We start from the raw sequence: 22,806 nt of genomic DNA, 5'->3' as shown, positions 1-22,806 counted from the left end.
CTAGCTCTCCAGAAGGTTCCAGGCCTGCGCCAGCGCAGCCTGTGATGCCGGCGGCAGCACGCCCAGGCGCACATGGCCGGGCAGCCCGAAGCTGGCACAGTCGCGCAGCTTGACGCCGTGGGTCCGCAAGGCCGCGAGGCTGCGCGCCAGGTCCTGCGGCGGCAGCGGCAGGCGCGCGACCAGGTAATTGGCCTGGTGGCCCGGGATCACCTGCCAGCCCAGCTGTTCGCACAGCGCCAGCTGCTGCGCTTTCCAGGCACGCAGCGTCTCCAGGCTCCGCGCCAGCCATTGCTGTACCGGCGGGGTCACCCAGGCCTGCAGCATGGCCACCCCGTGCGCGCCTACGACCCACGACGGGGCCAGCAGGCGCAGGGCTTCCAGCTCCTGCGCCGCCGCATGCAGCGGCGCTATCGCATAGGCCGCGCGCACGCCGGTCATGCCCAGCGCCTTGTTCGGCGTCCACAGCTGCCAGACGGTGTCCAGATCGCGCTGCGGCGCGGTGCCTTCCAGCCACAGCGGGCGGTAGGCACAGTCCAGCATGCGCCATGTGGAGCCGCTGGCCGGCGGCTGCGCCCAGTCGGGCCAGACCTCGTCCAGCACCCCCAGCGGGCTGGAGGGCTCGCAGGCCCAGTGCAGACCCTGCGGCCCGGGGACGGAGCGGGATTGCGCCGCCAGCCCCCAGACCTGTGCGGCCTGCAGGTAGTCGCCGTAGTGGTGCGGGGGCAGCGTTGCACGGCGTGCTCCGCTGCGCACGGCGTGCTGAGTGAAGCGGTGGATCAGTTCGCTGCTGCTGCCGCCCACCAGCACGCGCGCCAGCGCCACGCCATGGAAGGCGGCCAGCTGCGCGCGCAGATCGGTGTAGAGCGGATCGGGGTACTGCGCCACATGCGCGGACTGCAGTGCCGCCACTGCCGCGGGGCAAGGCCCGCAGGCGTTGCGGTTGGTGGAAAAATCATGGGCGGGCACGCCCAGCGCATCGGTGCCGCCGTGGGAAAAATTAGCCATGGAAAGCTGCCCTCCACAGCCAGAAGCCCAGGCAGGCCAGCGCTGCCAGCGCCATTCCCACCTGCAGGGTCACCACCCGGGAGGCCAGAGCCACGGCACGCTGCACATCCTGGGCCTGCGGCGCCCTGCCCGCCGGGTTGAGCTGGTAGACCCCTGGCTTGGACAGGTGCACGCCCAGGGCCTGTGCCATGCACCCCATGGGCCAGCCACCGTTGGGCGACGGCGTCACCGCCGCATCGCGGCGCAGGGCGGTCCATGACACGCCACCAGCCAGCAGCGCCAGCCAGGCGGCGGTGATGCGTGCCGGAATCCAGTTCAGCACATCGTCCACGCGCGCCGCCCACTTGCCCGCCCATTGCCAGTGGCGGCGCTGGTCGCCCGTGCCACGCCAGCCGGGGTAGCCCCACATGGCGTCGGCCGTGTTGGCAAAGCGGTAGATGGCCGCCCCCGGCAGGCCCGCCACCAGAAACCAGAACAACGGGGCGATCACCGAATCGTTCAGGTTTTCGGCCAAGGTTTCGATGACGCTTTCGCGCACGGTGGCGGCGTCCAGCTGCGCGGTATCGCGGCTCACCAGCCAGGTCAGGCGTTCGCGCCCTGCCGGCAGGGACTGCTGCAGGGCGGCTTCCACCGCCAGCACCTCGTCCTTGAGCATGCGCCAGGACAGCAGCGGCTTGAGCAGCACGCCGGCCAGCGCGCCCGCCAGCCACCAGGGCTGGGGCGGCAGCAACAGCTGCAGCACGGCATAGACCGAGCCCACCAGGGCGGCCTGCGCACACCAGGCCAGCATGCCGGCGGCAAACCGCACCCCGCCCCGGGACACCGGCGCGCGGGGCGCGATCCGCCGGCCGGTGGCGCCCAGCAGGCGGCCCATCCAGACCACGGGGTGCAGCCACACGGGCGGCTCGCCCCACAGCCGGTCCAGCGCCAGGGCCACCAGCACGGCCAGGGCGGCGCCCATCAGGTCCTGGGCCCACAGCTGGGGCGCACCGCCGCTGGCGGTGCACAGCTTCCACAGCCAGGCCAGTGGGCTCACGGCCGTGGCCAGCAGCTCGATCAGCGGTATCGCAGTCATTCAGTCACAGATCACCCGCCCCCGCCCGCCAGGGCCGGGGCACAACAAAAAAACAGACATCCCAGCTCAGGGCTGGGCGCCGTCGGGCGCGGCCTTGGAGGTGGCACCCGATGGTGCGGCGCCCGACGGTGCAGGCGCTGGCGGCGTGGCCGCCACCGGCGGTGGGCGCGAGGCATCCCACAGGTCGTCCATCAGCATGTCTTCCAGCGGTGCGCGGCAGGCCCACTTTTCCTGCTGCAGCATGGGCTCGGCGTAATAGGCATCCACCGGCCCCAGGCACAGCACGCCCAGCGGGTGGGCGCCTTCGGGCATCTGCAGCAGCCGGGCCAGTTCCTGGGGGTCGAAGATCGACACCCAGCCCAGGCCCAGGCCTTCGGCCCGCGCGGCCAGCCACATGTTCTGGATGGCGCAGGCGGTGCTGGCAATGTCCATCTCCGGCAAGGTGCGGCGGCCGAAGATGTGCGCCTCGCGGCCCGGCGGCATGGCCACGACCAGCACCTCGGCCGCATCCAGCACGCCCTGCACCTTCAGTTTCATGAAGTCTTCTTCGCGCACGCCCAGGGCCTGGGCGGTGCGCAGACGTTCCTGTTCCACCAGCGCATGGATGCCCTGGCGCAGCGCCGGGCTGCGCACGCGCAGAAAGCGCCACGGCTGCATGAAGCCCACGCTGGGCGCATGGTGCGCGGCACGCAGCAGGCGCAGCAGCACGTCTTCGGCCACCGTGCCGCCGGCAAAGTGGCGCATGTCCCGGCGCTCATAGATGGCGCGGTAGACGGCGGCACGCTCGGCCTCGGTGAACGGAGTGGCCGCAATGGTGGGGGTGGTGGGTGCGTCAGACATAGGGGGATTGTGGGCCTTTGGCGCAGGGACTTCCAGCGGCAGCGGTGCATGACCCGGGCAGCACGAAAAATGCTGCACTGCGGCCGTGCGCTGCGCCGCTGGCGGCGTTCAGTCCTCGATGCCGCGCTGTGCCGGCACGCCCGCCTGGAAGGCGTGCTTGATCAGCTTCATCTCGGTCACGGTGTCGGCGAGGTCGATGATTTCCTGGGGGCAGCGGCGGCCGGTCAGGCAGACATGCACGTCCTTGGGGCGGTTGCGCAGGGTCTCCAGCACATCTTCCAGCGGCAACCAGCCGTAGATCAGCGGGTAGGTGATTTCGTCCAGCACCACGAGGAAGAACTCGCCCGAGAGGATGTCGGCCTTGGCCTTTTCCCAGCCATCGCGCGCCAGCTGGCCCGATTGCTCCAGGTCCTTGCTCTTCCAGCTGAAGCCGTCTCCCAGGCCCACCACGGGCAGGTCCACGCGGTCGGCCAGGCGGTGTTCGCCAAAGCGGGCGGTCGGCACCTTCATGAACTGGTAGACCTTGACGGCCTTGCCGCGGCCGGTGGCGCGGAAGGCCAGGCCGAAGGCGGCCGTGCTTTTGCCCTTGCCGTCACCGGTGTTGACGATGACCAGGCCGCGGCGTTCGCCCTCGGGCTTTTCGTAAGGCTTTTCGGAAGGAGGTGTTTCGATTTGCATAAGGCGAGAGTGGACCTTCAAGGTCCGGGAGATTCCAAAAAAAGGGGGCCACCGCGGTGGCCCACGAGCAGGCAGCCGGCACCAGCGGGCCGGTCAGCCGAGTCAGGCAGCCTGGTACATGCGGCGCTCCACCAGGGCGCTGCCCTGCAAGCGCTGCCAGGCCTTGGCGATGGCCAGCACGCCCAGGTCGATCAGGGGCTCCAGCAGCACCACCGTCATATAGGCGCCGCCAAAGCGGCCGATGTCCGCCAGATTGGCGGCGCCGGCGCCCTGGCCATAGATGGCCCAGAAGCCCACCCACAGCACGATGCCGCCCTGGTAGGCCACCGACAGCTTGAAGGTCTGGGCGTAACTCAGATCCACATAGGCCATGTCGGCGGGGATCACCCGGCGCGCCAGCGCGGCCGTGGCGAACAGCGGCACCAGCAAGGTGGTCACGTTCATGCCGTACTGCGGCAGATCCTGGGGCGCAAAGAACAGGCTCTGCACCAGCAGGCCGGCGGCCAGCCCGATCGCCGCCGGTGCGACGCCGAAGATCAGCAGCAAGGTGGTGCCCAGAATCAGGTGCACCTCCGACACGCCCACGGGGTGGTGCGGAAACACCTCGAAGAAGGCGAACACCAGCGCAGCGGCCACGGCCGAGCGCAGCAGCAGCGCCGACGGGCCGTTGTGCCGCAGCATGTCCCATGCCAGTTTGGCGGTGTAGGCCAGCGCGGCCGTGCCCGTGACGTAACTCAGCAGTATCTTGCTTCCATCCACCAGTCCCGGTTCGATATGCATGGCAGGTCTCCTTCCAAGGGGCATTGCGGGCAATGCAGGTTAAAAAATCGGTGCGTCCATCAGCGCGGCAGCGCCATCCACAGGTCTTCCACCTGGCAGATGCGGATGCGGTGGTCGAACACGGCTTCCAGTGCCGCGTGGGTCTCGGGGGCCTGGCAGGCGCCGTGGTGCACCACCTGCCCTGCCTCCATCACCACCATTTCATCGGCCAGCAAGGCAAACGACAGCTCGTGCAGCACGCTGACCACCGTGGTGCCCTGCGCCACCAGGGCGCGCACGGCGTGCATCCAGTCGGTCTGGTGCGGCGGGTCCAGATTGGCCAGCGGCTCATCCATCAGCAGCACGCTGGCCTGCACGGCCATGGCCCGGGCCAGCAGCACCCGCTGGCGCTCGCCGCCCGAGAGTTCGGCCACCGGACGGTGGCGCCATTCCCAGGCCTGGGTCTGGCGCAGGCAGCGCTCCACGATCGCGTGGTCCGCGCTGTTGGGCGCGGCCAGCCAGGACTGGTGCGGCAGGCGGCCCAGCAGGGCCACGTCCAGCACGGTCAGGTCTTCGGTGACCACCTCGCCCTGGCCCAGCCAGGCCAGGGTCTGGGCGCGCTGCCGGCGCGGCCAGCTGTGCAGCGGCCGGCCCTGCAGCGCCACCTGGCCCTGCAGGCTGTGCGCGGGCCACAGGCCGCTGAGCACCTTCAGCAGGCTGGACTTGCCGGCGCCGTTGGGGCCGACGATGCTGGTCCAGCGCCCCTGGGTGAAGTCCACGGACAGGTCCCGCAGAATGGGTTGGGCGTGCACGCTGGCGTGGATCCGGTGCGCACTGAGGGCCAGGTTCGGCGACTGGAACGGCATCACATTGCCCCCCCTGCCCGCGTGCTGCGGTGCATGCGCCACAGCAGATAGCTGCCGCCCAGGGCCGCGGTGAGCACGCCCACGGGCAGCTCCTGCGGCGCCACCAGCCAGCGCGCCAGGATGTCGGCCGCCAGCAGCAGCACGCCCCCCATGGCGGCGGCCAGCAAGGTGCTGCGGCCATGGCCCACGCGCACCAGGCTGCGCACCAGGTGCGGGGCCGCCAGGCCCACAAAGGCAATCAGACCGGTCTGGGCCACCGAGGTCCCGGTGGCCAGGGCCAGCACGGCGACCAGGCCATAGCGCAGCTGCGCCAGCGGCAGGCCCAGGCTGGCGGCCGTGGCCTCGCCCAGGGTCAACCCATCCAGCACGCGGGCGCAGGCCCAGGTGGCCAGGCCGCACACCAGCAGCACCGCGGCCATCAGCACACAGCCCTCCCAGCCCACAAAGGCGGAGGTCCCCAGGGTGAAGGCCTGCATGGCCTGCAGGATGTCGGGGTGGCGCAGCTCCAGCAGATCGCGCACGGCGCCCAGCACCACGCCCACGATCACGCCGGCCAGCAGCAGGCGCAGCGTGTTCTGCACATTGCGCGCCAGCACCACGGTCAGCGCCACGGCGCAGGCGGCGCCGACAAAGGCCATGCCGGTCATGCCCAGGCGGTACAGCAGGTTCAGGCTGGTCACCGACGAGCCCATCAGCACCAGACCCACGGCGCTGCCCAGCGAAGCACCGGAGGCGCTGCCCAACAGGTAGGGGTCGGCCAGCGGATTGCGGAACAGCCCTTGCGCCACCGCGCCGGCCAGGCCCAGCAATGCGCCGGCCAGCCACGCCCCCAGGGAGCGCGGCAGGCGGATGTCCACCACGATCTGCCACGACACGGGGTCGTCCCGCATGCGCAGCACGCTTTCCCAGCCGGTGCTGCCCACGCTGGCGCCCCCCATCAGCAGGACGACGGTCAGCGCCAGCAGCACCAGGGCCAGCACGGTGCTGCGGCGCTGGCCCGGGGCATGGGCGTGCCGGTGCGCGGAAGAAGACGGCAGAGGCTGCACCATCAGCGGTTCACCCCCGAGGGCGGCGCTTTGGGCGCCTTGTCGATCAGGCAGCGCACAATCAGCTGCGCCGCTTCGGCCATGCGCGGGCCGGGGCGCACGATGACATTGGATTCCTGTTCGCTGAACGTGCACACCTGGTTGCCGCGCACGGCCTTGAGGCTGTTCCAGCCGGGGTAGCTGGTGGCCACCTGCATGCTGCGGTTGCCCAGCATGATCACATCGGGCTGGGCGCGCAGCAGGAATTCGGGGCTCAGGCGCGGGAACGGCCCCAGATCGGCCGGCACGACATTGCGCACGCCCAGCTGGGTCAGCGTTTCACCGATGAAGGACTGGGGTCCTGCCGCATACGGGCCGCGGCTCACCTCAAAGTACACACGCACCTGCTTGGCGCTGTCCGGCATCTGCCGGGCGATATCGGCCACGCCGGTCTGCAGTTCGCGCCAGACCCGGTCGGCCCCCTGGGCCTGGGGCACGCCCAGCAGCCGGCCGAGCTTGTCCAGCACCTTGTGCACGCCGGCCTGCGATTTCACTTCCAGCGCGGCGACCTTGATGCCCAGCGACTCCAGACGCTCTGCCACCTTGGAAGCATTGGACAGCAGCACCAGGTCGGGCTTGAGGGCGACAATGGATTCCACGCTGGGGTCCAGCCCGCCGCCCACCACGGGCAGCTTCTGCACCGCGGCCGGCCAGTCCGAGTAGCGGTCCACGCCCACCAGCCGGTCGCACAGGCCCAGCGCGCAGGTGCTTTCGGTCAGCGAGGGCAGCAGGCTGACGATGCGCTGCGGCGGCTTGGCCAGCTGCACGGTCTTGCCCCGGTCGTCGGTGATGGGCTGTGGCGCCAGGCGCGCACTTTCCGCCAGCGGCGGCGGCACGGCGGCGGCCTGCACGGGCATGGACGGCAGCGCCGCCCACAGGACCAGGCAGGCGATGGCCGCAGCACGGTGACGCAGCCCCTGGGCCACAGTACGCGGCAGTGCCATGGAAGAAGCCATCCCGGTCATTTCAGCTGCAGCGGCAAACCCGCTGCCATCAAGGTCACACGGCTGCATGCGGCGGCCACGTCCTGGTTCAACACCCCGAGCGCATCGACAAAGGCGCGCACCTCGCGCCCCATGGGGATCACGCCCAGACCGATTTCGTTGCCCACCAGCACCACCGGGCCGGGGCAGTGCACCAGCACCTGCAGCAACCGGCTGCGCTGTGCGCCCCAGTCCGGCGATGGCTCCGCGGACGTGGAGAACGTGGAGGAAGCGGCGGCCTCCATCGGCATCATCCAGTTGGTCAGCCACATGGTCAGGCAGTCCACCACCACCAGCGTTTGGGGGTTGCTGTGGGCCTGCAGGGCCTGGGCCAGCTGCAGCGGCGCTTCCACCGTCTGCATGCCCGGCACGCGCGCAGCCCGGTCCACCTGGTGGCGGGCAATGCGGGCGCGCATCTCGTCGTCCCAGGCCTGGCCGGTGGCCAGGTAGGTGGCGCTGCGCCCGGGGGCGGCATCCAGCCAGTCACGCGCAGCCTGTTCTGCACGGCGGGTCTTGCCGCTTTTCTGGCCGCCCAGGATGAGTTCCTGCCAGGCCACGGGGGAAGAAAGGGAATCGCTCATGGTGGCGTGGATTATGAAAGCTCTGCCGGCCCGCCCCAGCACACCGGCTCGGCCCCCAGCAAGGCGGCCACCGCACGCGGGTGCGAAGGGAACCAGGCGTGGAAGTAGCTGGCGTGCACGCTGCCCTGGCGGTAGACCGCCTCGCCCTTGCCGGGCTCCACCGGCTGGCGTGCACGGCTGGTACGCCCGACCTCCGGCGCACTGCAGTCAAAGCGCGAGTAGTGGAAGGTGTGGCCGCGCAGCACGCTGCCTTGCAGCTGGCATTGCTGCATGCCCAGACCGGCGAGCCGGGTCTGCATCTGCGCCGTGCCCGGCAGGATGTCCCACAGCGGCTGGGACTGGCCTTGCGCATCGGTGATCTGCTGGCCCAGGGCCAGCATGCCGCCGCACTCGGCCCACACCGCCTTGCCCGCCGCCACGTGGGCACGCAAATCGGCCTGTAGCCCGGTGTTGGCCGCCAGCTTGCCGGCATGCAGTTCCGGATAGCCGCCGGGCAGCCACAGGGCATCGCAGGGCGGCAGGCCTTCGCCAGCCAGGGGCGAGAAAAATGCCAGATTGGCCCCTATGGCCTGCAGGCAGTCCAGGTTGGCCGGGTAGATGAAGCTGAAGGCCGCATCGCTGGCCACGGCCACCGTGCGCCCCTGCAGCCAGGGCTGCAGCGCCTGCTGTCCGGCCGGCGGTTGGGCCGCTGCTGCTGCGGGGAATTCCACGCTCCAGCGCTGCCAGGCGGCCCAGTCCATCTGGCCCAGCGGGGTGTCGGCCAGCTGGTCGGCGGCGGCGTTCAGCCGTGCCATGGCATCGGGCAGCTCGTGCGCGGCCACCAGGCCCAGGTGGCGCTCCGGCAGCAGCTGTGCATCCCTGCCCTGGCCGATGCGCGCCAGCGCGCCCAGCCACAGATCGGGTTCACGCAGGCTGGTCTGCAGCATCTGCGCATGCATGCCGGTGGCCACGCGGTTGGCCAGCACCCCGGCCCACGGCACCTCCGGCTGGTACTGCCGCATGCCCAGCACCAGGGCGCCAAACGAGCCGGCCATCGCGCCCGCATCCACCACCAGCAGCACGGGCACGCCCAGTTGCTGGGCCAGATCGGCGGCAGTCGGGCTGCCGTCAAACAGGCCCATCACCCCTTCGATCAGGATGACATCGGCCTCACCGGCGGCGGCATGCAGGCGGGCCCGGACCTCGTCCATGCCCACCATCCAGCCGTCCAGGTTGTGCACCGGTGCACCGCTGGCCAGTTGGTGCCAGTAGGGGTCCAGAAAATCCGGGCCGCACTTGAACACGCGCACCGTGCGCCCCTGGCGGGTGTGCCAGCGCGCCAGCGCGGCGGTCACGGTGGTCTTGCCCTGGCCCGATGCCGGGGCCGCCACCAACACGGCCACGCAGCGGCGCGCAGCTTGGGCGGAAGTATCAGTCAACATGCATGCTTTCCGGCGGCCCCGGCGGTCAACGGGGCAGCCATTTCAGGCCCACCCAGAAGGTGCGGCCCGGCGTGGCGTAATCCTGGGCCAAGGTATAGGCCCGGTCCATCAGGTTGTCGATGCGTGCGGTCAGGGTCAGGTCCCTGGCCACCTGCGTGGAGGCCGACAGGTTGAACAGGGTGTAGCCACCCAGGCTCATGACCTGCTCGTCCTTGGCGTTGTAGCGGCGGCTGGCCGCCTGCATTTCCCCGCCCAGTGTCCACCCGTGCACGGCGGCATCCACCCCCAGGGTGGCAAAGCGGCGCGAGCGGCGCTCCAGCAGCTTGCCGGTGGCCTCGTTCGTGGGGTTCTGGAAATCCACGGAGCCATACCACTTGAGCCGGCCGGTGCGGTAGGCACCGGTCAGGGTGATGCCCTGCAGCTGCGCACGCTCCACGTTCACATAGCAGGACGTCTTGCCGCAGCTGCCCAGGCCTTTTTCATAGGACACCAGGTTCTGCAGCTTGTTGCGGTACAGCGTCACCCCCAGGTGGTTGCCCTGGTCGGCCCAGCGCAGACCGATTTCCTTGTTCAGGCTTTCTTCGGGTGCCAGGGCCGGATCGCCATAGTCCGAAAAGCGCTGGTACAGGCTGGGCACGCGAAAGCCGGTCGAGGTGGAGGCGGTGGCGCGCAACTGGGGCGCAAATGCCCAGGCGTAGCCGATGCCGCCGGTGTTCTTGCGGCCGAAGTCGCTGTCCTCGTCGCTGCGGGCATTCAGCTGCACGCTGTGGGTACCGAACTTGGCGCCGTAGCCGATGGCCACGCCGGTCTGGTCGCGGTCCCTGTGGCTGGTATTTTTCAGGCCGGTGTTTTCCAGCGTGTCTTCGCGCCGCTCCAGCGCCAGGCTCAAGGTGCCCGGGCCCAGCAGCCACTCGTTCTGCAGCAGCATGGTGCGCAGCCGGGTTTCGGCTTCGTAGGTGCTGGTGCCCGAGGTCTCGTAGCGGTTGGTGGATTCGCTGACGGACAGGCGCGTGCGAAAGCGCTCCGTCCACTGGGCGGTCCAGCTCAGGCCATAGGCATCCAGCGCGCGCAGGCCGCGGTCGTCCTTGACCGATTTGCTGGCGTCATACCCGGCATTGGTGCGGCTGGTCAGGGCCGTCAGCTCCAGGCGCTGGTCGGCGTTCAGTTGCAGCCCCACGCGGGCGTTGGCCGATTTGCGTGTGTAGCCATCGCGGTCTTCGTTGTGCACACCGCGGTTCTTGGAGTCGAAGCCATGGCTTTCGGCATAGGACAGGCCCAGCGCGTAATCCACCATGCCCTGGGCGCCGCTGATGCCAGCCTCGGCCTTGCGGCTGCCGTACTCGCCGGCCCCCAGGCCCACAAAGGGCTGCACGCCGGCGGTTCCGCGCTTGGTGAACACCTGCACCACGCCCGCCAGCGCGTCCGAGCCATAGACCGCACCTGCCGGGCCGCGCAGCACTTCGATGCGCTCGATCAGGTCCACCGGCAGGGATTCCCACTGCGCACCGCCGGAGCCGTTCTGCACATCGACACGGATGCCGTCGATATAGACCGCCGTGTGCTGCTTGCTGGCGCCGCGCAGGTAGAGACCGGTTTCGGTGCCGGGGCCGCCGTTGCGGGTGATCTGCACGCCGGGCAGCTTGGCCATCACGTCTTCCAGCGACCGGCCGGCCTGCTGGTCCAGCTGGTCGCGGTCGATGACCGTCATGTCCGCAATCACGTCCGACAGGCGCTGCTCGCTGCGCGTGGCGGACACCACGGTCTCCTCCAGCGTGGCGCGTGCAGAGGGGCTCTCCTGGGCCTGGGCAGCGGCCGCCACCGCGCACAACATGGCTGCCGACACGGCAGACCACGGCAAGGCGGGCGCCACGGCACCGGCCTTCAAAACATTCGAAAACATGAGAAAAAAACACCTAGTCGCCCGTACCAGCCTCCCCGCCAGTGATGGGCAAAACCATGCCCGCTCGAGCGGGCACACCAGTGTTGGCCGGTATCCGGGCTGGTCCTCCACACCATCGCCTTCCCAGACGCTTGTTCAAGGCATCCAGTGGCGGTATCAGATGGCGGGGGTGCATGGCATGCACCAGGGACTCACCGTTGCGGGGGCAGCGCAGGCTGGGCGGGTTCTGAAAAAAACGAGGCCGTCCTGCTTCCCGTTGAACTGCTGCGCGTGAACCGCGCTGCGAGCACCAACAGCCGCGATTTTAGTTTCAGTCGTGCCGTTCGTAGAAAAACTGCTGTGCACCGGTGTTTTCCAGCGTCATATGCAGGCTGATTCGGCCTTATTTCACCTGCTTACATTTAGGCACGCCTACAATTGCTACCCTCTATGTCCATGACCTCGCAGCCTTCCATGATCGAGCCGCTGGCAGAGCGTGTTGATCGCCTGCTGCTGCGCCACGCCGAGCTTCAGCGCACCAATGCCCTGCTGGCCGAGCAGGTGGCCGCGCTCACACAGGAGCGCGATTCCCTGCGCTCGCGCCTGCAGGCGGCACGTGCACGGGTGGACGCACTGATTGAGCGCCTGCCCGCCAACCAAGAGGCACCATGAGCCAGATCGAAGCGCGCATCCTCCAGCAAGACTATGTGTTGACCTGCCCCGAGGGCCAGGAAGACATGCTGCTGGCCGCCGTGCAGCGGGTGGATGCGGACATGGAACGCATCCGCAACACCGGCAAGGTGCGCGCCCGCGAACGCGTGGGGGTGCTGGCCGCCGTCAATCTGGCGTTCGAGAGTGCATCGCTGTACACCCGCGTGCAGGAACTGGAGCAAGAGCTGGAGCTGACGCTGGAAAACGGCTTGGCACCCGCGGCCCCTGCAGCCGACGCACTGCCCGCTGCTCCGCTGGAAGACACACCGCGGGACGACACCCTGCAGCAAGCGCAGCAGGCACAGGAAGAAGCCCAGGTACTGGCCGCGCAGCTGCATGAGCTGCTGGTGCTGCGCGAGCACGAGCTGCAGCAGGCTCAGGCGCTGATCGAACGCCTGGAAGCGGCGCTGGAAGTCGACAGCAAGCTGCTGTAGAGGCCTTGCGGCAGCGCCGAAAAGCTGCTGCCGCGCAAATCCCCCTTTTCTCCATCCGGTCCACCACAAGCCGCCGGGCACGCGCTAAAATAAAGGCGTCTGCAAATCTGCCGTGCTTTATATTGCCTTGAACCAATGCTCCCTGAGCACGGGCTTGGTACATTGCCAGGCAAGCGTGATCGTCTCGCGTTAGACGAACCCAACGTCTGGTTGCCCTCGCCCACCTGAACCCCCGGTTCAGGATGACGGCGCGGTGGTTTTTGCAGACACCCCCCACCCTCATCCCGGCGGCCAAGGCCGCTACACCGGCCGGTCTTCTCCCGGCACTCCGCCCCCCAGACTTCCTGCTTCCAGGCCTGCCGCCTGGGCGCGCAGCATGGCCTGGAAGGTAGCCGCCTCGACCCCCGGGGCACACAGAAATCCCTGGTAGAAGCCGCAGCCCATGCGCATCAGCGTTTCACGCTGCGCGGCGGTTTCCACGCCCTCGGCGACGATCTCCACATCGAGCGCGCGGCCCAGGCCGATGACCGCCTCCACAATGGCCTTGTCGCTCATGTCCTGCGGCAGACCACGCACAAAGGACTGGTCGACCTTGAGCTTGGAAATTGGCATGCGCTTGAGGTAGGCCAGGTTGGAATAACCGGTACCGAAGTCGTCGATCACCAGCTGCACACCCAGGTCCGCGAGCTGTTCGATGCAGTGCACGATGACCGGCTCCTTCTGCAGCAGGGCAGACTCGGTGAGTTCCAGCTCCAGCCAGCATGCCGGCAGGCCATAGGCACTGAGCAGCGAGGCCACGCGCGCCGCATAGTCGGGCTGGTGCAGCTCCAGCGAAGAGACGTTGACCGACACCTTCACGCCCAGGCCCTGCTTGACCCAGCGCACTGCTTCCTTGACCGCCTGCTCCAGCACCCAGGCGCCGAGCTTGACGATGTAGCCGGACTCCTCGGCCAGCGGAATGAACACCCCGGGCGAGACCACGCCCAGGCGTGCATCCGTCCAGCGCAGCAGCGCCTCGCAACCGACGATGCTACCGGTGTGCATTTCGACCTGGGGCTGGTAGACCACGCGCAGGGCATCACGGTCCAGCGCCTGCCGCAGCGCGTGCTCCATCTGCACCCGGCCCAGCAGCCCGTTGGACATGGCCGGCTCGTAGAAGCCGAAGCTACCCTTGCCACTGGCCTTGACCCGGTACATGGCGGTGTCGGCCTGCTTGATCAGTTCGTTGAGCGTGCGCCCGTGCTCAGGGTACTGGGCCATGCCAATGCTGCATTGCACCGAAAAGCCCAGACCGTCCAGCACGAACGGCTCGCGCATTGCATCCTGGATGCGCCGGGCAATCCGCTCGGAATGCTGCTTCTGGCACGCATGCAGGTAAAGGACGAATTCGTCTCCACCCAGGCGGCACAGCACATCCAGCGGCCGCAGACAGGACTGCAGGCGCTGCGCCACCAGCTGCAGCACCCGGTCGCCGAACTGGTGACCCAGGGAGTCGTTGATGATCTTGAAGCGGTCCAGGTCCAGGAACAGGATGGCGAACTCGGCCTGCGTATCCTGGGTGATGGCCTGCTCCACATGCTGGCCGAGCATCAGGCGGTTGGGCAGGCCGGTCAGCGCATCGCTGAAGGCCAGTTGTTCGATCTTCTGCTGCGCCGCCTGCTGCTGGGTCAGGTCCCGGATGAAGCCCACACTTTGCTGCACCTGCCCGCGCTCGTCGCGCGAGACCACCCAGGACAGGCGCACGGCACACAGGCTGCCGTCCACGCGCTGCAGCTGGCGGTTACCTTCCCAGTGGCCGACCTCTTTCCACGCCTGCGCCACCGCGTCCAGCCATTCCGGCTCGGTCTGCGCAAACAGCGCACTGGCCTGCGCACCGGGGGACAGGGGGGCACCCAGCATGCCGTCGCAGGCCGGGTTGGTCTGGAGGACGGCACCCTGCGCATCGGCAATGAAGATGGCGTCCAGGCTGCTCTCGAACACCTGCGCGGCCACCCGCAGGCCGCTTTGGACTTCCATCTCCCTGGAGATGTCGCGGAACGAAAAAATGCGCCCCACAGCCATGCCGTGGCGCAGCAGCGGAACCGAGCGGCGTTCCACCACGCGCCGGTCCGCCAGATTCAGGATATCGGCGGTGTGCACCAGGGGGTCCTGGCCCAGCGCCTGCAGTTGCTGGTCGTACTGTGCAGGCGACAGCACCTGGTCCCGCATCCAGGCCATGATGGCCGCATCATTGCGCTGCAGCAGCAGCGCAGCCGGCATGACCCAGATATCGGCCAGCTTCTGGTTGAAGGCGCGGATCGCACCATCGGCCGAGCACACCAGCACGCCATCGGCGGCCGAGTCCAGGGTGGCGCGCAGCTCGGCCAGCAGGCTCTCCAGCTCGCGCTCGTTGTGTTCCTGCTCGCTGCGGTCCAGCAAGGTCCACAGCAGCCAGTTCCCGCCCTCGGGGTCTTCGACTTCACGGATGCGCTGCTCTACCGGGATGGCCCGGCCGCTGGCATGCAGTACCTGGGTGTGGGTGACCTGCCCCCAGCTGACTTCCGCGGCATCGTTCCAGCGGTACATGTCCTGCGGCGCCGCCGCCAGATCGCGCACGTGGCAGCCTTGCAGGCGCGAGCCCGTCAGGCCCACCAGACGCTGCGCCGCCGAATTGGAATACGCCACGGTCAGGCTGTGGGGGTCCACCAACCACACCGCCTCCGTCATCCACTCAAACGCCTGGCACCATGCCTGCAAATGGGTGGACTGGTTCATGCTTCCCCTCCCACGGCAGACATCAGCGGCACGGCGCGCTCGAAGAAGTAGCACACGCGCTGGCGCGGCGACAGATAGTCCAACACCTCGCGCGGCAGCTGCGCAGGGCGCAGGCTGCGCTTGATGACCACGCCGCGCAGCTCCGACAGCTCCACAGGCTCGGCCTTGGCCCGGTCCACGTCCGGGTTGTAGAGCAGCACCGCAGGTTTCAGCGGCTGGTCGCTGCGCACGGAGGCCACCAGGCCATACCGTTCATCGCTCAGCTGCACCACCGAGCCCGGAGGGTAGACCCCCATCACGCGCACAAAGAGTTCGACCAGCTCGCGCGTGAAGCCGCCGCGGCGGCGGCCGAACAGGTCCGACAGCGCTTCGTGCGGGGTCAGGGCCACCGCATGCGCCAGCGGATTGCACAGCTTGTCGTAGCAGTTGGTCAGCGCCAGGATCTGGCCTTCGATGGACAGGTCTTCCTCCACCAGGTGCAGCGGAAAGCCCGTGCCGTCCGTCGCCTCGTGGTGCTGCGCAATCGCCGTCAGAGCCGTGGGCGACAGGCCCATGCGCTGGCCGTAGGCCACAGAAGCCCCCACATGGTCTTCGTACGCGGCTTTTTGCTCCGGCGTGAAGCTGGGCAGCAATTCGGTGCAGCGGGGGTCGATGTCTCTTTTGCCCACATCGTGCAGCAAGGCGGCCAGGCCCAGGTCCATCAGCCGCGCCGAATTGAGCCCATGGGACTTGCCCAGTAGCAGCGAAAGCACGGTGACATTGATGGGGTGGGCGCCCTGCTGTTCGCCCACGCTCTCGGACAGCAGCCGGATGGCCGTCTGCGAGGCATCCAGCAGCTCCGCGATATACCCGGCCACCAGGCTGGAGCTGGCGCGCATGGCGTCCTGCGGGTCGTTGACCAGCCGTGACACGACTTCGCGGTAGCTGTGGGTGGCGGCAGAAAAGCGCTGGTCGCAGGTCTTGAGTGCGGCCACTTCGCTCGACGCCATAGCCGGCACATCGCGTGCCGCCAGCGTCGGGATGTGCAGCCCCGACGAGCCGATGGTGGCAGGCCGTGCCGGCTGTGGCGGCGTGCCATCAGCTGCGGGCGCCTCCCCCTCTTCATTTGTAAGTGGAGGTAAAAAAGTCAAAACACTGGGATCAGATTTTGCAGGAATGCAACGAATCTCGTCCAAACCCAGCGATTGCAGCACGTCAATCTGTTCCTGGCTGTTCACTCGAAAGCTGCTCACTGGAAATGGATGGCGCAACCAGCCAATGTCCAATTGGACATACATACCTATGCAGATGTCCCGAACGTCAATTAAAAGGGAGTGCGTCACGTTGTTTGGGCTGCAGCACGCCAGCAAGCCAGTCGATCCAAACCGCCCATTATGACGACTGCATGCGACAAATAAGTACTTACATAAAGGGGTTGCGCAAGCGGCGCCGCTGTGCATTAAAAAGCTACAGCGTATTGTGCCGCGTTACCGCTCCATGTCAGCCCTAGCGGCACCACTGTGATGGCACATGCACCATGTCCATCCACAGGGCCCACAGCGAGACACCGGCCAGCAGCGCGCCGGCGGTGCGCAGCCCCCAGGCTTCGCGCCACTGCTGCAGGCGGCTGATGCGCTGCCACAGCCACGGGCCCAGGGCCAGCCACAGGCCCCCGCCCACACCGAACGCCACCATGGATGCAGCGCCCTGCCACACGCCGCCAGCCAGGGCCGCCACCATGACGGCGGAGTACAGCAGGCCACACGGCAGAAAAGCCCACAGGCTGCCGGCCACCCAGGTTCCCCCCGGCCCGCGCACACCGTGCTGCACCTTGCTCCACAGCTTGCGCCCGCCGGACTCCACCCATTGGGGCTGGCGGGCCTGAAGCAGCAGCATCAGGCCCCACGCCAATGCCGCCAGGTGCAGCAGCACCCACAGCGGATGCAGGGCGGAGGTGCGGTCGGAGAACCAGGCCACCGTCTCCATGGCATAGGCCGCCACGCCGCCCAGCGCGGCATAGCCCATCAGGCGACCAGCGTGAAAGCCCAGCCAGCGCCCAGCATTGGCCGCCTCTGGCGGCTGCGCCGAAGCCCCTTCAGGCTGGATGGACACCACCCGCCCCCCGCTGCGCAGCGGCGAGACGATGGCCGCACAGGGTGCGGCGCACATCGCAAGACAATGGGGCCCACCCACGAGCCCCATGAAGAAAGCGGTTCCAAGCAACGACAGCCACATGGGCTAGATGATCCTGGAAAAGCGCGCCCGGTTCTTGCCGGCCTGCAAATGCCGGTCAAACGTCATGGCCACGCCGCGCACAAAGAACCAGCCCATGGGCGTGACCTTGATGCCGTCGTCGTCGATCACCACCAGGCCCTGCTCCTGCTGCTGGGCCAGCATCTCCAGCTCGGCCGCGAAGTAGCGCTGGAAGTCCAGCAGCCAGGACTGGCTCATGGGCTCGAACAGCACTTCGCCCTGGCACATCAGCGACATGATGACGGCGCGCCGCACCAGGTCGTCGCGCCCCAGCGCCAGGCCCCGCACCACGGGCAGCCGACCCTGGTCGAGGAAGTCGTAATACTCTTCCAGGGTCTTGGCGTTCTGGCTGTAGGTGGCACCCACGCGGCCGATGGCGGACACCCCCAGGGCAATCAGGTCGCAGTCCGGCTGCGTGCTGTAGCCCTGGAAGTTGCGGTGCAGCCGTCCTTGCCGCTTGGCAATGGCCAGCGCATCTTCCGGCAGTGCGAAGTGGTCCATGCCCACATAGACATAGCCAGCCTGCATGAAGGCATCGATGGAGCCCGAGAGCATGGACAGCTTGTCCGAAGCCTCCGGCAGGTCTTCCTGCGCAATGCGGCGCTGGGGCTTGAAGCGTTCCGGCAGATGCGCATAGGCATACAGCGCGATCCGGTCCGGCCGCAGCTGGCACACCTGCTCCAGGGTACGCTGGAACGATGCAGCGGTCTGCTTGGGCAGGCCATAGATCAGGTCCACATTGACCGAGTGAAAGCCCAGCTCGCGCGCCGCCTGCACCAGATCGAAGACCTGCTCGGCCGGCTGCTCGCGGTGCACCGCCTTTTGCACATCGGGGTCGAAATCCTGCACCCCGAAGCTCAGGCGGTTGAAGCCCAGCTGCGCCAGATGGGCCAGGCGTTCGCGGGTGACGGTGCGGGGATCGACCTCGATGGAATATTCGCCCACCGCTTCAAAACTGAAGTTGGCGCGCAGCATATCCATCAGCTGGGTCAGCTCGGCATCGGACAGGAAGGTGGGAGAGCCGCCGCCCAGGTGCAGCTGGCTGACCGCCTGTCCCTTGCCACAATGCGCCACCTGCAGAGCCACCTCTTTTTCCAGGTACTGCAGATAGGTCTGCGCGCGTTCATGGTGCTTGGTGATGATCTTGTTGCACGCGCAGTAGTAGCACAGGGCCTCACAGAAAGGCACATGCACATACAGTGACATGGGAAGCGCCTTGGCCGCAGAATGGTGCTTGCGCTGTTCCAGCGCCAACACATAATCATCCTGACCAAATGCTTCAATAAAGCGATCAGCGGTGGGATAAGAGGTATAACGGGGCCCAGGCACGTCGTACCGACGCAAAAGCTCCGGCGTTACTGCTGTCATTGAATATTCCTTAGGTGCTGTACGGCACTGTGCCGCAGCCCGGGGAAATTAGCCTTGATGCATATCAAGACATTCAAATACCATACCTGAGACAATTGACTCACATCATTCGCACAACTGAGCACCCCCTCTCTCGCCTCCCAGCCCGATAACCTTTCAGCGTTACGTCCAATGGCCCGTTCAGCGGGAGCCCAAGGCGTCAGTGCCATGACACCACCCCCTATCAAAGTCACCTGCTCCAACTGCAATCTGCGTGAACTGTGCATGCCCACAGGCTTGAATGAGCAGCAGTTGCACCGTATTGACGATATTGTGGCCACACGCCGCAAAATCAAACGGGGCAGCACCTTGTTCCGCAATGGCGAGGCATTTACTGCGCTCTATGCCATCCGCACCGGTTTCTTCAAAACCTGCGTGGCCACGGAAGACGGCCGTGACCAGGTGACGGGCTTCCAGATGGCGGGCGAGATCATCGGCTTGGACGGCATCGTGCACGACCACCACACCTGTGATGCCGTAGCCCTGGAAGACGCCGAAGTCTGCGTCATGCCGTTCGACCGCCTGGAAGAGCTGTCGCGCGAAGTGACGGCCCTGCAGTCGCATGTGCACAAGGTGATGAGCCGCGAGATCGTGCGCGAACACGGCGTGATGCTGCTGCTGGGCAGCATGCGTGCCGAAGAGCGCCTGGCCGCCTTTGTGCTGAACCTGGTGCAGCGCCTGCACACCCGGGGCTTCTCGTCTTCCGAGCTGGTGCTGCGCATGACGCGTGAAGAGATCGGCAGCTACCTGGGCCTGAAGCTGGAAACGGTCAGCCGCACCTTCTCGAAGTTTGTCGAGGAAGGCCTGGTCGAAGTGAAGCAGCGCCATGTGCGCATCCTGGACACCGAAGGCCTCAAGCGCATCGTCAACAGCCAGCACGCCTGCGAGTGAGAGCAGCCGCCACCGCGGCGCGGCTCCAGCACCCCCGCCTCCTTCCGGAGGCTTTTTTCATGGTGCCCGGCCTTGCCGCACCACGGCATTCCTGCACGTCGGCAGTGCGCGGGCCTGCCCGCACAGCCCTGCGGGGGGCCGCTCCCTCCCCCACTTCACAGAGGCCGCTCACAGCGACGGAACGCGGCGCTCCTGGGCATTGAGCTCCTGCGGGGACAGGGCCAGCAGGCTGGTCATGGCCGATGCCATCATGATGATGGCCCAGAACAGGAAGAAGGCCACCGTGCACACGCCCAGGCGCGACACCTCGCCGTAGGCCGACAGCCACTGCATTTCCAGCGGGTCGACCACGGCAAACACCAGCATCTCCATCACCCCGGCGGCCAGAAAGGCAGGCCAGGCAATCCACATCCAGCGACGCAACAGCATGGGTCTCTCCTTGTTGTGGCAGGCAGATGCCCCATTGTGCGAGCCTCTGCCTGCCGCGTCACCGCCTGCAGCGTCCCCACAAACCCTGAAAAAGGCATAAAAAAAGCCAGCCGGTAGGCTGGCTTGCTGTGGCTGCAGCGCAGGTACCGCAGGCCCTGCGCTGGCGCCCGGCTTACTTGCTGCCGCGCAGCAAGGCCTTGAGTGCGCTTTGCAGGCGCTGGGCCGCGCTGTCGCTGCGCTCCGCAGCCAGCACCGCCGCCACATCCTGCTCCCAGGTGGTGCGGGGATCGGTGGCCTTGCGGTTGGTCAGCAGCTGCAGCTGCAGTGCACGGCGTGCGGACAGCTGGTCGGCCGGGGTGGGCACGTCGGCAGCCATTTCCAGGCGCAGCAGCGACTCGGCGGCTTCGCCCTTGGCGGCTGCGCCCACGGCGGCATGCCAGCTGTTGCGGGAAGCATTGCTCAGCTTGCCCAGTTCCTGCGCGGGCGGCACCAGGGCCGCATCGCGCTTGGACCAGGCGTCCATCAGCTGGGTCAGGGCTTCGCCATGGGCCTGGGCCGTCAGCTTGCGCAGCGCAGACTGGGCGTGTTCCTGGGCTTCACGCTGGGCGCGGAAAGCCGCATCGCCCAGGCGCGGGCCACGGGCCGGGCGCTCGAAACGGTCACCGCGGTCACCGCGATCCTGGCGGGGGCCGGGCTTGCGGCCACCAGCCGCCGCAGCCGGGGCTTCCTTGCGCATGCCGGGGCGGTCGTCGCCACGCACGGCCTTCACCGGGCGGTCGGTCGCCACGGGCGCAGCCGGTGCCGCCGCGGCAGCTGGCTGGGCGGCTTCGGCCGCAGGGGCGGCACGCAGGGCTTCTTCCAGCGCGGTCAGCGCGGCGCGGATCTTCTGCGCATCGCCTTCGGCGTTGGCGGCTTCCAGCTGCTGCGAGGCTTCCAGCACCGCACGGTCATGGGCGCTGAGCGATTCCAGATTGACGGCACGGCTGCCGCGCTCACCACGCTCGGCCGGCTTGCGGCTGAAGGCCTCGTCCAGCGGCTTGCGGAACGCATCCCACAGCTTCTGTTCCTGGCGGCGGTCCACCGGCACTTCCTGGGCTTCGGCCTGCCAGCGTTGCTGCAGCGCCTTGATGGCGGCGATCTGCAGCGCCGGGGCTGCGCCCAGTGCCTGGGCTTCCTCGATCATGGCCTGGCGGCGCTGCAGGCTGTCCTTCTGGGCCTGCTGCAGCGGAGCTTCGGCTTCGTTGATGGCCTGGCGCCATTGCTGTTGCAGCTCGGCATACAGCTTCTCGCCCACATGGCCGCCTTCGCGCCAGCGTTCGGAAAACTGGCGCAGGCTGCGGGCCATGCCCTTCCAGTCCTTGGAGTCCTTGACGGACTGTCCCCAGGCACGGAGTTCCTCGATCAGCGTGGTGCGCGACGCCTTGTGCTGGGCCGATTCGGTGCGCAGCTTGTCCAGCCAGCCTTCGACCAGCTTGTAGGCGGTGTTGCAGGCCTCATCGAACTGCTTCCACAGACCGTGGTTGGGCACCGCGCCCTGGTCCAGCAGCTTCCATTGTTCGCGCAGCTGGCGCAGCGTTTCCTGGACCTTGCGGCCACCCAGGGTCTGGCCTTCGGGGCGATCCACCAGGCCCTTGGCCTTGGCGATCAGGGCTTCCCGTTCGGCATCCACGGCCTGGGGCTTCCAGCCACGGGCGTCGCCGGCCTGCACCAGCAGCGCATCCATCTGCTGGATCACTTCGGCATCCAGTGCGCGGCCATGCTGGCGCAGTGCAGCGCGCAGACCGGCGATGGCGGCGGTCTTGTCTTCTTCGGTGCCCACCAGGTGCTGCAGCACCTGGGCAGCCTGCAGCACGACGGCAGCAGCCTTGACCGGGGCATCGCCCTTGGCCGGCTTGGCGGCCGGTGCATCGGCGGCCAGCTCGGCCGGCAGACCACGGCCCACGCGGATTTCATCGGCCCACACGGGCACGGGAGGCAGCGCGGCTTCGGCGTTGTCGGCAGCCGCCTGGGTCACGGCCAGGGCCGAGACAAAGGCATCCCACACCACACGCAGCTGGTCGCGCGAGCTGGTAAGCTGCTGGGCCAGGCGGGCGTCCAGGCTGGGCCAGGCAGCGTCTTCGGTCAGCGCCTGGGCCTGTTCCTGCCAGCGGGCCACGTCGGCGCTCAGCGCTTCCTGCACGGCAGCGGCGTCTTTCCAGGACTTGGTGGACAGCACTTCGATGCGCTGGGACAGCAGCACGGCCGCTTCCTTTTGCACCTGCACACGGTGCTGCAGGTCTTCGGCGGCCTTGATGCGCTCGGCCAGCTGGGCCTTGAAACCGGCCAGCGGTTCGCGCGACAACGGTGCGCCGGCCTTGGCGGCGTCACGCTGCCAGGCGGCGGCGTCGGCCAGATTCAGCGCCGGCTGGGCCAGCAGGGCCTGGGCCTTGGCCACCCATTCCACGGCGATGGCGTCCTGGTCCTTGGCGCGGCGCAGCTCGTCCAGGCGCTCGCGCACAACGCGGGCAGCGCCCTTGTCGCGGGCATTCATTTCCTTGAACACTTCCTGCAGCACATCGTGGGCGGGCGATGTGGCCAGCCAGTCACGCAGGCGGGCTGCACGGTCGCCCGAGGTTTCTGCAGAAAAAGCACCGCCAGTCACTGCATCCAGCGGGTGGGCCTCGGGGGTTTTGGCCGGGGTCGGGTTCACTTCTGGGGCTTCAGACATTTTTCTGCTTCAAAAAAAGTTGGTACATGAGTTATGGATAACGGGCATGCCCGCCGTAGGGCGGGCATG

Annotated in this window: 20 protein-coding genes and 1 riboswitch; of the genes, 3 read left to right on the top strand and 17 right to left on the bottom strand. The window is 67.8% G+C overall.

The window, feature by feature from the left end; translation table 11 throughout:
- From QM470_RS10500 to QM470_RS10450, 11 genes are all read right to left on the bottom strand, one after another.
- Positions 1–1,005: an aminotransferase class I/II-fold pyridoxal phosphate-dependent enzyme gene (locus QM470_RS10500; protein ID WP_283339227.1), complete on the bottom strand. Its 1,005-nt coding sequence runs from the start codon at positions 1,003–1,005 to the stop codon at positions 1–3.
- Positions 998–2,080 (bottom strand): adenosylcobinamide-phosphate synthase CbiB, encoded by a 1,083-nt coding sequence (cbiB, locus tag QM470_RS10495; protein ID WP_283339226.1) that lies wholly within the window; start codon positions 2,078–2,080, stop codon positions 998–1,000. Before cbiB ends, QM470_RS10500 begins: the two co-directional genes overlap by 8 nt.
- A 66-nt stretch (positions 2,081–2,146) precedes the next feature.
- Positions 2,147–2,920: a 5,6-dimethylbenzimidazole synthase gene (gene bluB, locus QM470_RS10490; protein ID WP_283339225.1), complete on the bottom strand. Its 774-nt coding sequence runs from the start codon at positions 2,918–2,920 to the stop codon at positions 2,147–2,149.
- A gap of 108 nt (positions 2,921–3,028) precedes the next feature.
- Positions 3,029–3,598 carry a cob(I)yrinic acid a,c-diamide adenosyltransferase gene (gene cobO / locus QM470_RS10485; protein WP_066533857.1) on the bottom strand — a complete coding sequence of 190 codons (570 nt, stop codon included), beginning with the start codon at positions 3,596–3,598 and terminating at the stop codon, positions 3,029–3,031.
- Positions 3,599–3,700: 102 nt separating this feature from the next.
- Entirely contained in the window at positions 3,701–4,378 is a 678-nt protein-coding gene (locus tag QM470_RS10480; protein ID WP_283339224.1) for an energy-coupling factor ABC transporter permease, read from the bottom strand.
- Positions 4,379–4,437: 59 nt separating this feature from the next.
- On the bottom strand, positions 4,438–5,223 hold the full coding sequence (locus QM470_RS10475; protein ID WP_283339223.1) for an ABC transporter ATP-binding protein: 786 nt from the start codon (positions 5,221–5,223) through the stop codon (positions 4,438–4,440).
- Positions 5,223–6,272 (bottom strand): FecCD family ABC transporter permease, encoded by a 1,050-nt coding sequence (locus QM470_RS10470; RefSeq protein ID WP_083520285.1) that lies wholly within the window; start codon positions 6,270–6,272, stop codon positions 5,223–5,225. The genes QM470_RS10475 and QM470_RS10470 overlap by 1 nt, the downstream gene beginning before the upstream one ends.
- On the bottom strand, positions 6,272–7,252 hold the full coding sequence (locus QM470_RS10465) for an ABC transporter substrate-binding protein (RefSeq protein WP_283339222.1): 981 nt from the start codon (positions 7,250–7,252) through the stop codon (positions 6,272–6,274). The genes QM470_RS10470 and QM470_RS10465 overlap by 1 nt, the downstream gene beginning before the upstream one ends.
- 17 nt (positions 7,253–7,269) lie before the next feature.
- Positions 7,270–7,872: a bifunctional adenosylcobinamide kinase/adenosylcobinamide-phosphate guanylyltransferase gene (gene cobU / locus QM470_RS10460; RefSeq protein ID WP_283339221.1), complete on the bottom strand. Its 603-nt coding sequence runs from the start codon at positions 7,870–7,872 to the stop codon at positions 7,270–7,272.
- Between the two features lie 11 nt (positions 7,873–7,883).
- Positions 7,884–9,293, bottom strand: a complete 1,410-nt coding sequence (locus QM470_RS10455; RefSeq protein WP_283339220.1) for a cobyrinic acid a,c-diamide synthase CobB — start codon at positions 9,291–9,293, stop codon at positions 7,884–7,886.
- 25 nt (positions 9,294–9,318) lie between these two features.
- Positions 9,319–11,193 carry a TonB-dependent receptor domain-containing protein gene (locus QM470_RS10450; RefSeq protein ID WP_283339219.1) on the bottom strand — a complete coding sequence of 625 codons (1,875 nt, stop codon included), beginning with the start codon at positions 11,191–11,193 and terminating at the stop codon, positions 9,319–9,321.
- 68 nt (positions 11,194–11,261) lie between these two features.
- Positions 11,262–11,502, bottom strand: a riboswitch (cobalamin riboswitch).
- A 126-nt stretch (positions 11,503–11,628) separates the two neighbouring features.
- Between QM470_RS10450 and QM470_RS10445 the strand changes: the two genes are divergently transcribed.
- Both QM470_RS10445 and QM470_RS10440 read left to right on the top strand, forming a co-directional pair.
- Positions 11,629–11,844, top strand: a complete 216-nt coding sequence (locus tag QM470_RS10445; RefSeq protein ID WP_066533865.1) for a hypothetical protein — start codon at positions 11,629–11,631, stop codon at positions 11,842–11,844.
- A complete protein-coding gene (locus QM470_RS10440; RefSeq protein WP_283339218.1) occupies positions 11,841–12,317 on the top strand; it encodes a cell division protein ZapA in 477 nt (158 codons plus the stop codon). The genes QM470_RS10445 and QM470_RS10440 overlap by 4 nt, the downstream gene beginning before the upstream one ends.
- Before the next feature lie 300 nt (positions 12,318–12,617).
- Here QM470_RS10440 and QM470_RS10435 read toward each other — a convergent pair whose 3' ends face one another.
- Genes QM470_RS10435 through hemN form a run of 4 tightly spaced genes read right to left on the bottom strand, consistent with a single transcriptional unit; the run spans position 12,618 to position 18,671 of the window.
- Positions 12,618–15,071: a sensor domain-containing protein gene (locus tag QM470_RS10435; protein ID WP_283339217.1), complete on the bottom strand. Its 2,454-nt coding sequence runs from the start codon at positions 15,069–15,071 to the stop codon at positions 12,618–12,620.
- Positions 15,068–16,510, bottom strand: a complete 1,443-nt coding sequence (locus QM470_RS10430) for a cyclic di-GMP phosphodiesterase (RefSeq protein ID WP_283339215.1) — start codon at positions 16,508–16,510, stop codon at positions 15,068–15,070. The genes QM470_RS10435 and QM470_RS10430 overlap by 4 nt, the downstream gene beginning before the upstream one ends.
- Before the next feature lie 46 nt (positions 16,511–16,556).
- A complete protein-coding gene (locus QM470_RS10425; RefSeq protein WP_283339214.1) occupies positions 16,557–17,285 on the bottom strand; it encodes a sulfite exporter TauE/SafE family protein in 729 nt (242 codons plus the stop codon).
- A 3-nt stretch (positions 17,286–17,288) separates the two neighbouring features.
- Complete coding sequence (gene hemN / locus QM470_RS10420) at positions 17,289–18,671, bottom strand: oxygen-independent coproporphyrinogen III oxidase (protein WP_192335002.1); 1,383 nt, start codon at positions 18,669–18,671, stop codon at positions 17,289–17,291.
- Positions 18,672–18,878: 207 nt separating this feature from the next.
- On the opposite strand from hemN, the gene fnr reads away from it, so the two are divergent.
- Positions 18,879–19,601: a fumarate/nitrate reduction transcriptional regulator Fnr gene (gene fnr / locus QM470_RS10415; RefSeq protein WP_280014112.1), complete on the top strand. Its 723-nt coding sequence runs from the start codon at positions 18,879–18,881 to the stop codon at positions 19,599–19,601.
- A 168-nt stretch (positions 19,602–19,769) separates the two neighbouring features.
- On the opposite strand, the gene QM470_RS10410 is transcribed toward fnr, so the two are convergent.
- Positions 19,770–20,030, bottom strand: a complete 261-nt coding sequence (locus tag QM470_RS10410) for a hypothetical protein (RefSeq protein WP_283339211.1) — start codon at positions 20,028–20,030, stop codon at positions 19,770–19,772.
- A 172-nt stretch (positions 20,031–20,202) separates the two neighbouring features.
- Positions 20,203–22,737 carry a DUF349 domain-containing protein gene (locus QM470_RS10405; protein ID WP_283339210.1) on the bottom strand — a complete coding sequence of 845 codons (2,535 nt, stop codon included), beginning with the start codon at positions 22,735–22,737 and terminating at the stop codon, positions 20,203–20,205.
- Positions 22,738–22,806: the final 69 nt, after the last annotated feature.

This window comes from Comamonas sp. 17RB (assembly GCF_030056555.1).
GTDB lineage: Bacteria > Pseudomonadota > Gammaproteobacteria > Burkholderiales > Burkholderiaceae_C > Comamonas > Comamonas terrigena.
This window is presented reverse-complemented; position numbering and strand designations above follow the sequence as displayed.

What these genes read in the sequence shown, in the direction of transcription:
- QM470_RS10455 (WP_283339220.1), bottom strand. Translation starts at nt 9,293, where the DNA reads ATGTTGACTGATACTTCCGCCCAAGCTGCGCGCCGCTGCGTGGCCGTG.
- QM470_RS10445 (WP_066533865.1), top strand. Translation starts at nt 11,629, where the DNA reads ATGACCTCGCAGCCTTCCATGATCGAGCCGCTGGCAGAGCGTGTTGAT.
- QM470_RS10410 (WP_283339211.1), bottom strand. Translation starts at nt 20,030, where the DNA reads ATGCTGTTGCGTCGCTGGATGTGGATTGCCTGGCCTGCCTTTCTGGCC.
- cobO (WP_066533857.1), bottom strand. Translation starts at nt 3,598, where the DNA reads ATGCAAATCGAAACACCTCCTTCCGAAAAGCCTTACGAAAAGCCCGAG.
- QM470_RS10475 (WP_283339223.1), bottom strand. Translation starts at nt 5,223, where the DNA reads ATGCCGTTCCAGTCGCCGAACCTGGCCCTCAGTGCGCACCGGATCCAC.
- QM470_RS10430 (WP_283339215.1), bottom strand. Translation starts at nt 16,510, where the DNA reads ATGCACAGCGGCGCCGCTTGCGCAACCCCTTTATGTAAGTACTTATTT.
- QM470_RS10425 (WP_283339214.1), bottom strand. Translation starts at nt 17,285, where the DNA reads ATGTGGCTGTCGTTGCTTGGAACCGCTTTCTTCATGGGGCTCGTGGGT.
- QM470_RS10405 (WP_283339210.1), bottom strand. Translation starts at nt 22,737, where the DNA reads ATGTCTGAAGCCCCAGAAGTGAACCCGACCCCGGCCAAAACCCCCGAG.
- QM470_RS10440 (WP_283339218.1), top strand. Translation starts at nt 11,841, where the DNA reads ATGAGCCAGATCGAAGCGCGCATCCTCCAGCAAGACTATGTGTTGACC.
- hemN (WP_192335002.1), bottom strand. Translation starts at nt 18,671, where the DNA reads ATGACAGCAGTAACGCCGGAGCTTTTGCGTCGGTACGACGTGCCTGGG.
- QM470_RS10470 (WP_083520285.1), bottom strand. Translation starts at nt 6,272, where the DNA reads ATGGTGCAGCCTCTGCCGTCTTCTTCCGCGCACCGGCACGCCCATGCC.
- cbiB (WP_283339226.1), bottom strand. Translation starts at nt 2,080, where the DNA reads ATGACTGCGATACCGCTGATCGAGCTGCTGGCCACGGCCGTGAGCCCA.
- bluB (WP_283339225.1), bottom strand. Translation starts at nt 2,920, where the DNA reads ATGTCTGACGCACCCACCACCCCCACCATTGCGGCCACTCCGTTCACC.
- fnr (WP_280014112.1), top strand. Translation starts at nt 18,879, where the DNA reads ATGACACCACCCCCTATCAAAGTCACCTGCTCCAACTGCAATCTGCGT.
- QM470_RS10480 (WP_283339224.1), bottom strand. Translation starts at nt 4,378, where the DNA reads ATGCATATCGAACCGGGACTGGTGGATGGAAGCAAGATACTGCTGAGT.
- QM470_RS10500 (WP_283339227.1), bottom strand. Translation starts at nt 1,005, where the DNA reads ATGGCTAATTTTTCCCACGGCGGCACCGATGCGCTGGGCGTGCCCGCC.
- QM470_RS10465 (WP_283339222.1), bottom strand. Translation starts at nt 7,252, where the DNA reads ATGGCACTGCCGCGTACTGTGGCCCAGGGGCTGCGTCACCGTGCTGCG.
- QM470_RS10435 (WP_283339217.1), bottom strand. Translation starts at nt 15,071, where the DNA reads ATGAACCAGTCCACCCATTTGCAGGCATGGTGCCAGGCGTTTGAGTGG.
- cobU (WP_283339221.1), bottom strand. Translation starts at nt 7,872, where the DNA reads ATGAGCGATTCCCTTTCTTCCCCCGTGGCCTGGCAGGAACTCATCCTG.
- QM470_RS10450 (WP_283339219.1), bottom strand. Translation starts at nt 11,193, where the DNA reads ATGTTTTCGAATGTTTTGAAGGCCGGTGCCGTGGCGCCCGCCTTGCCG.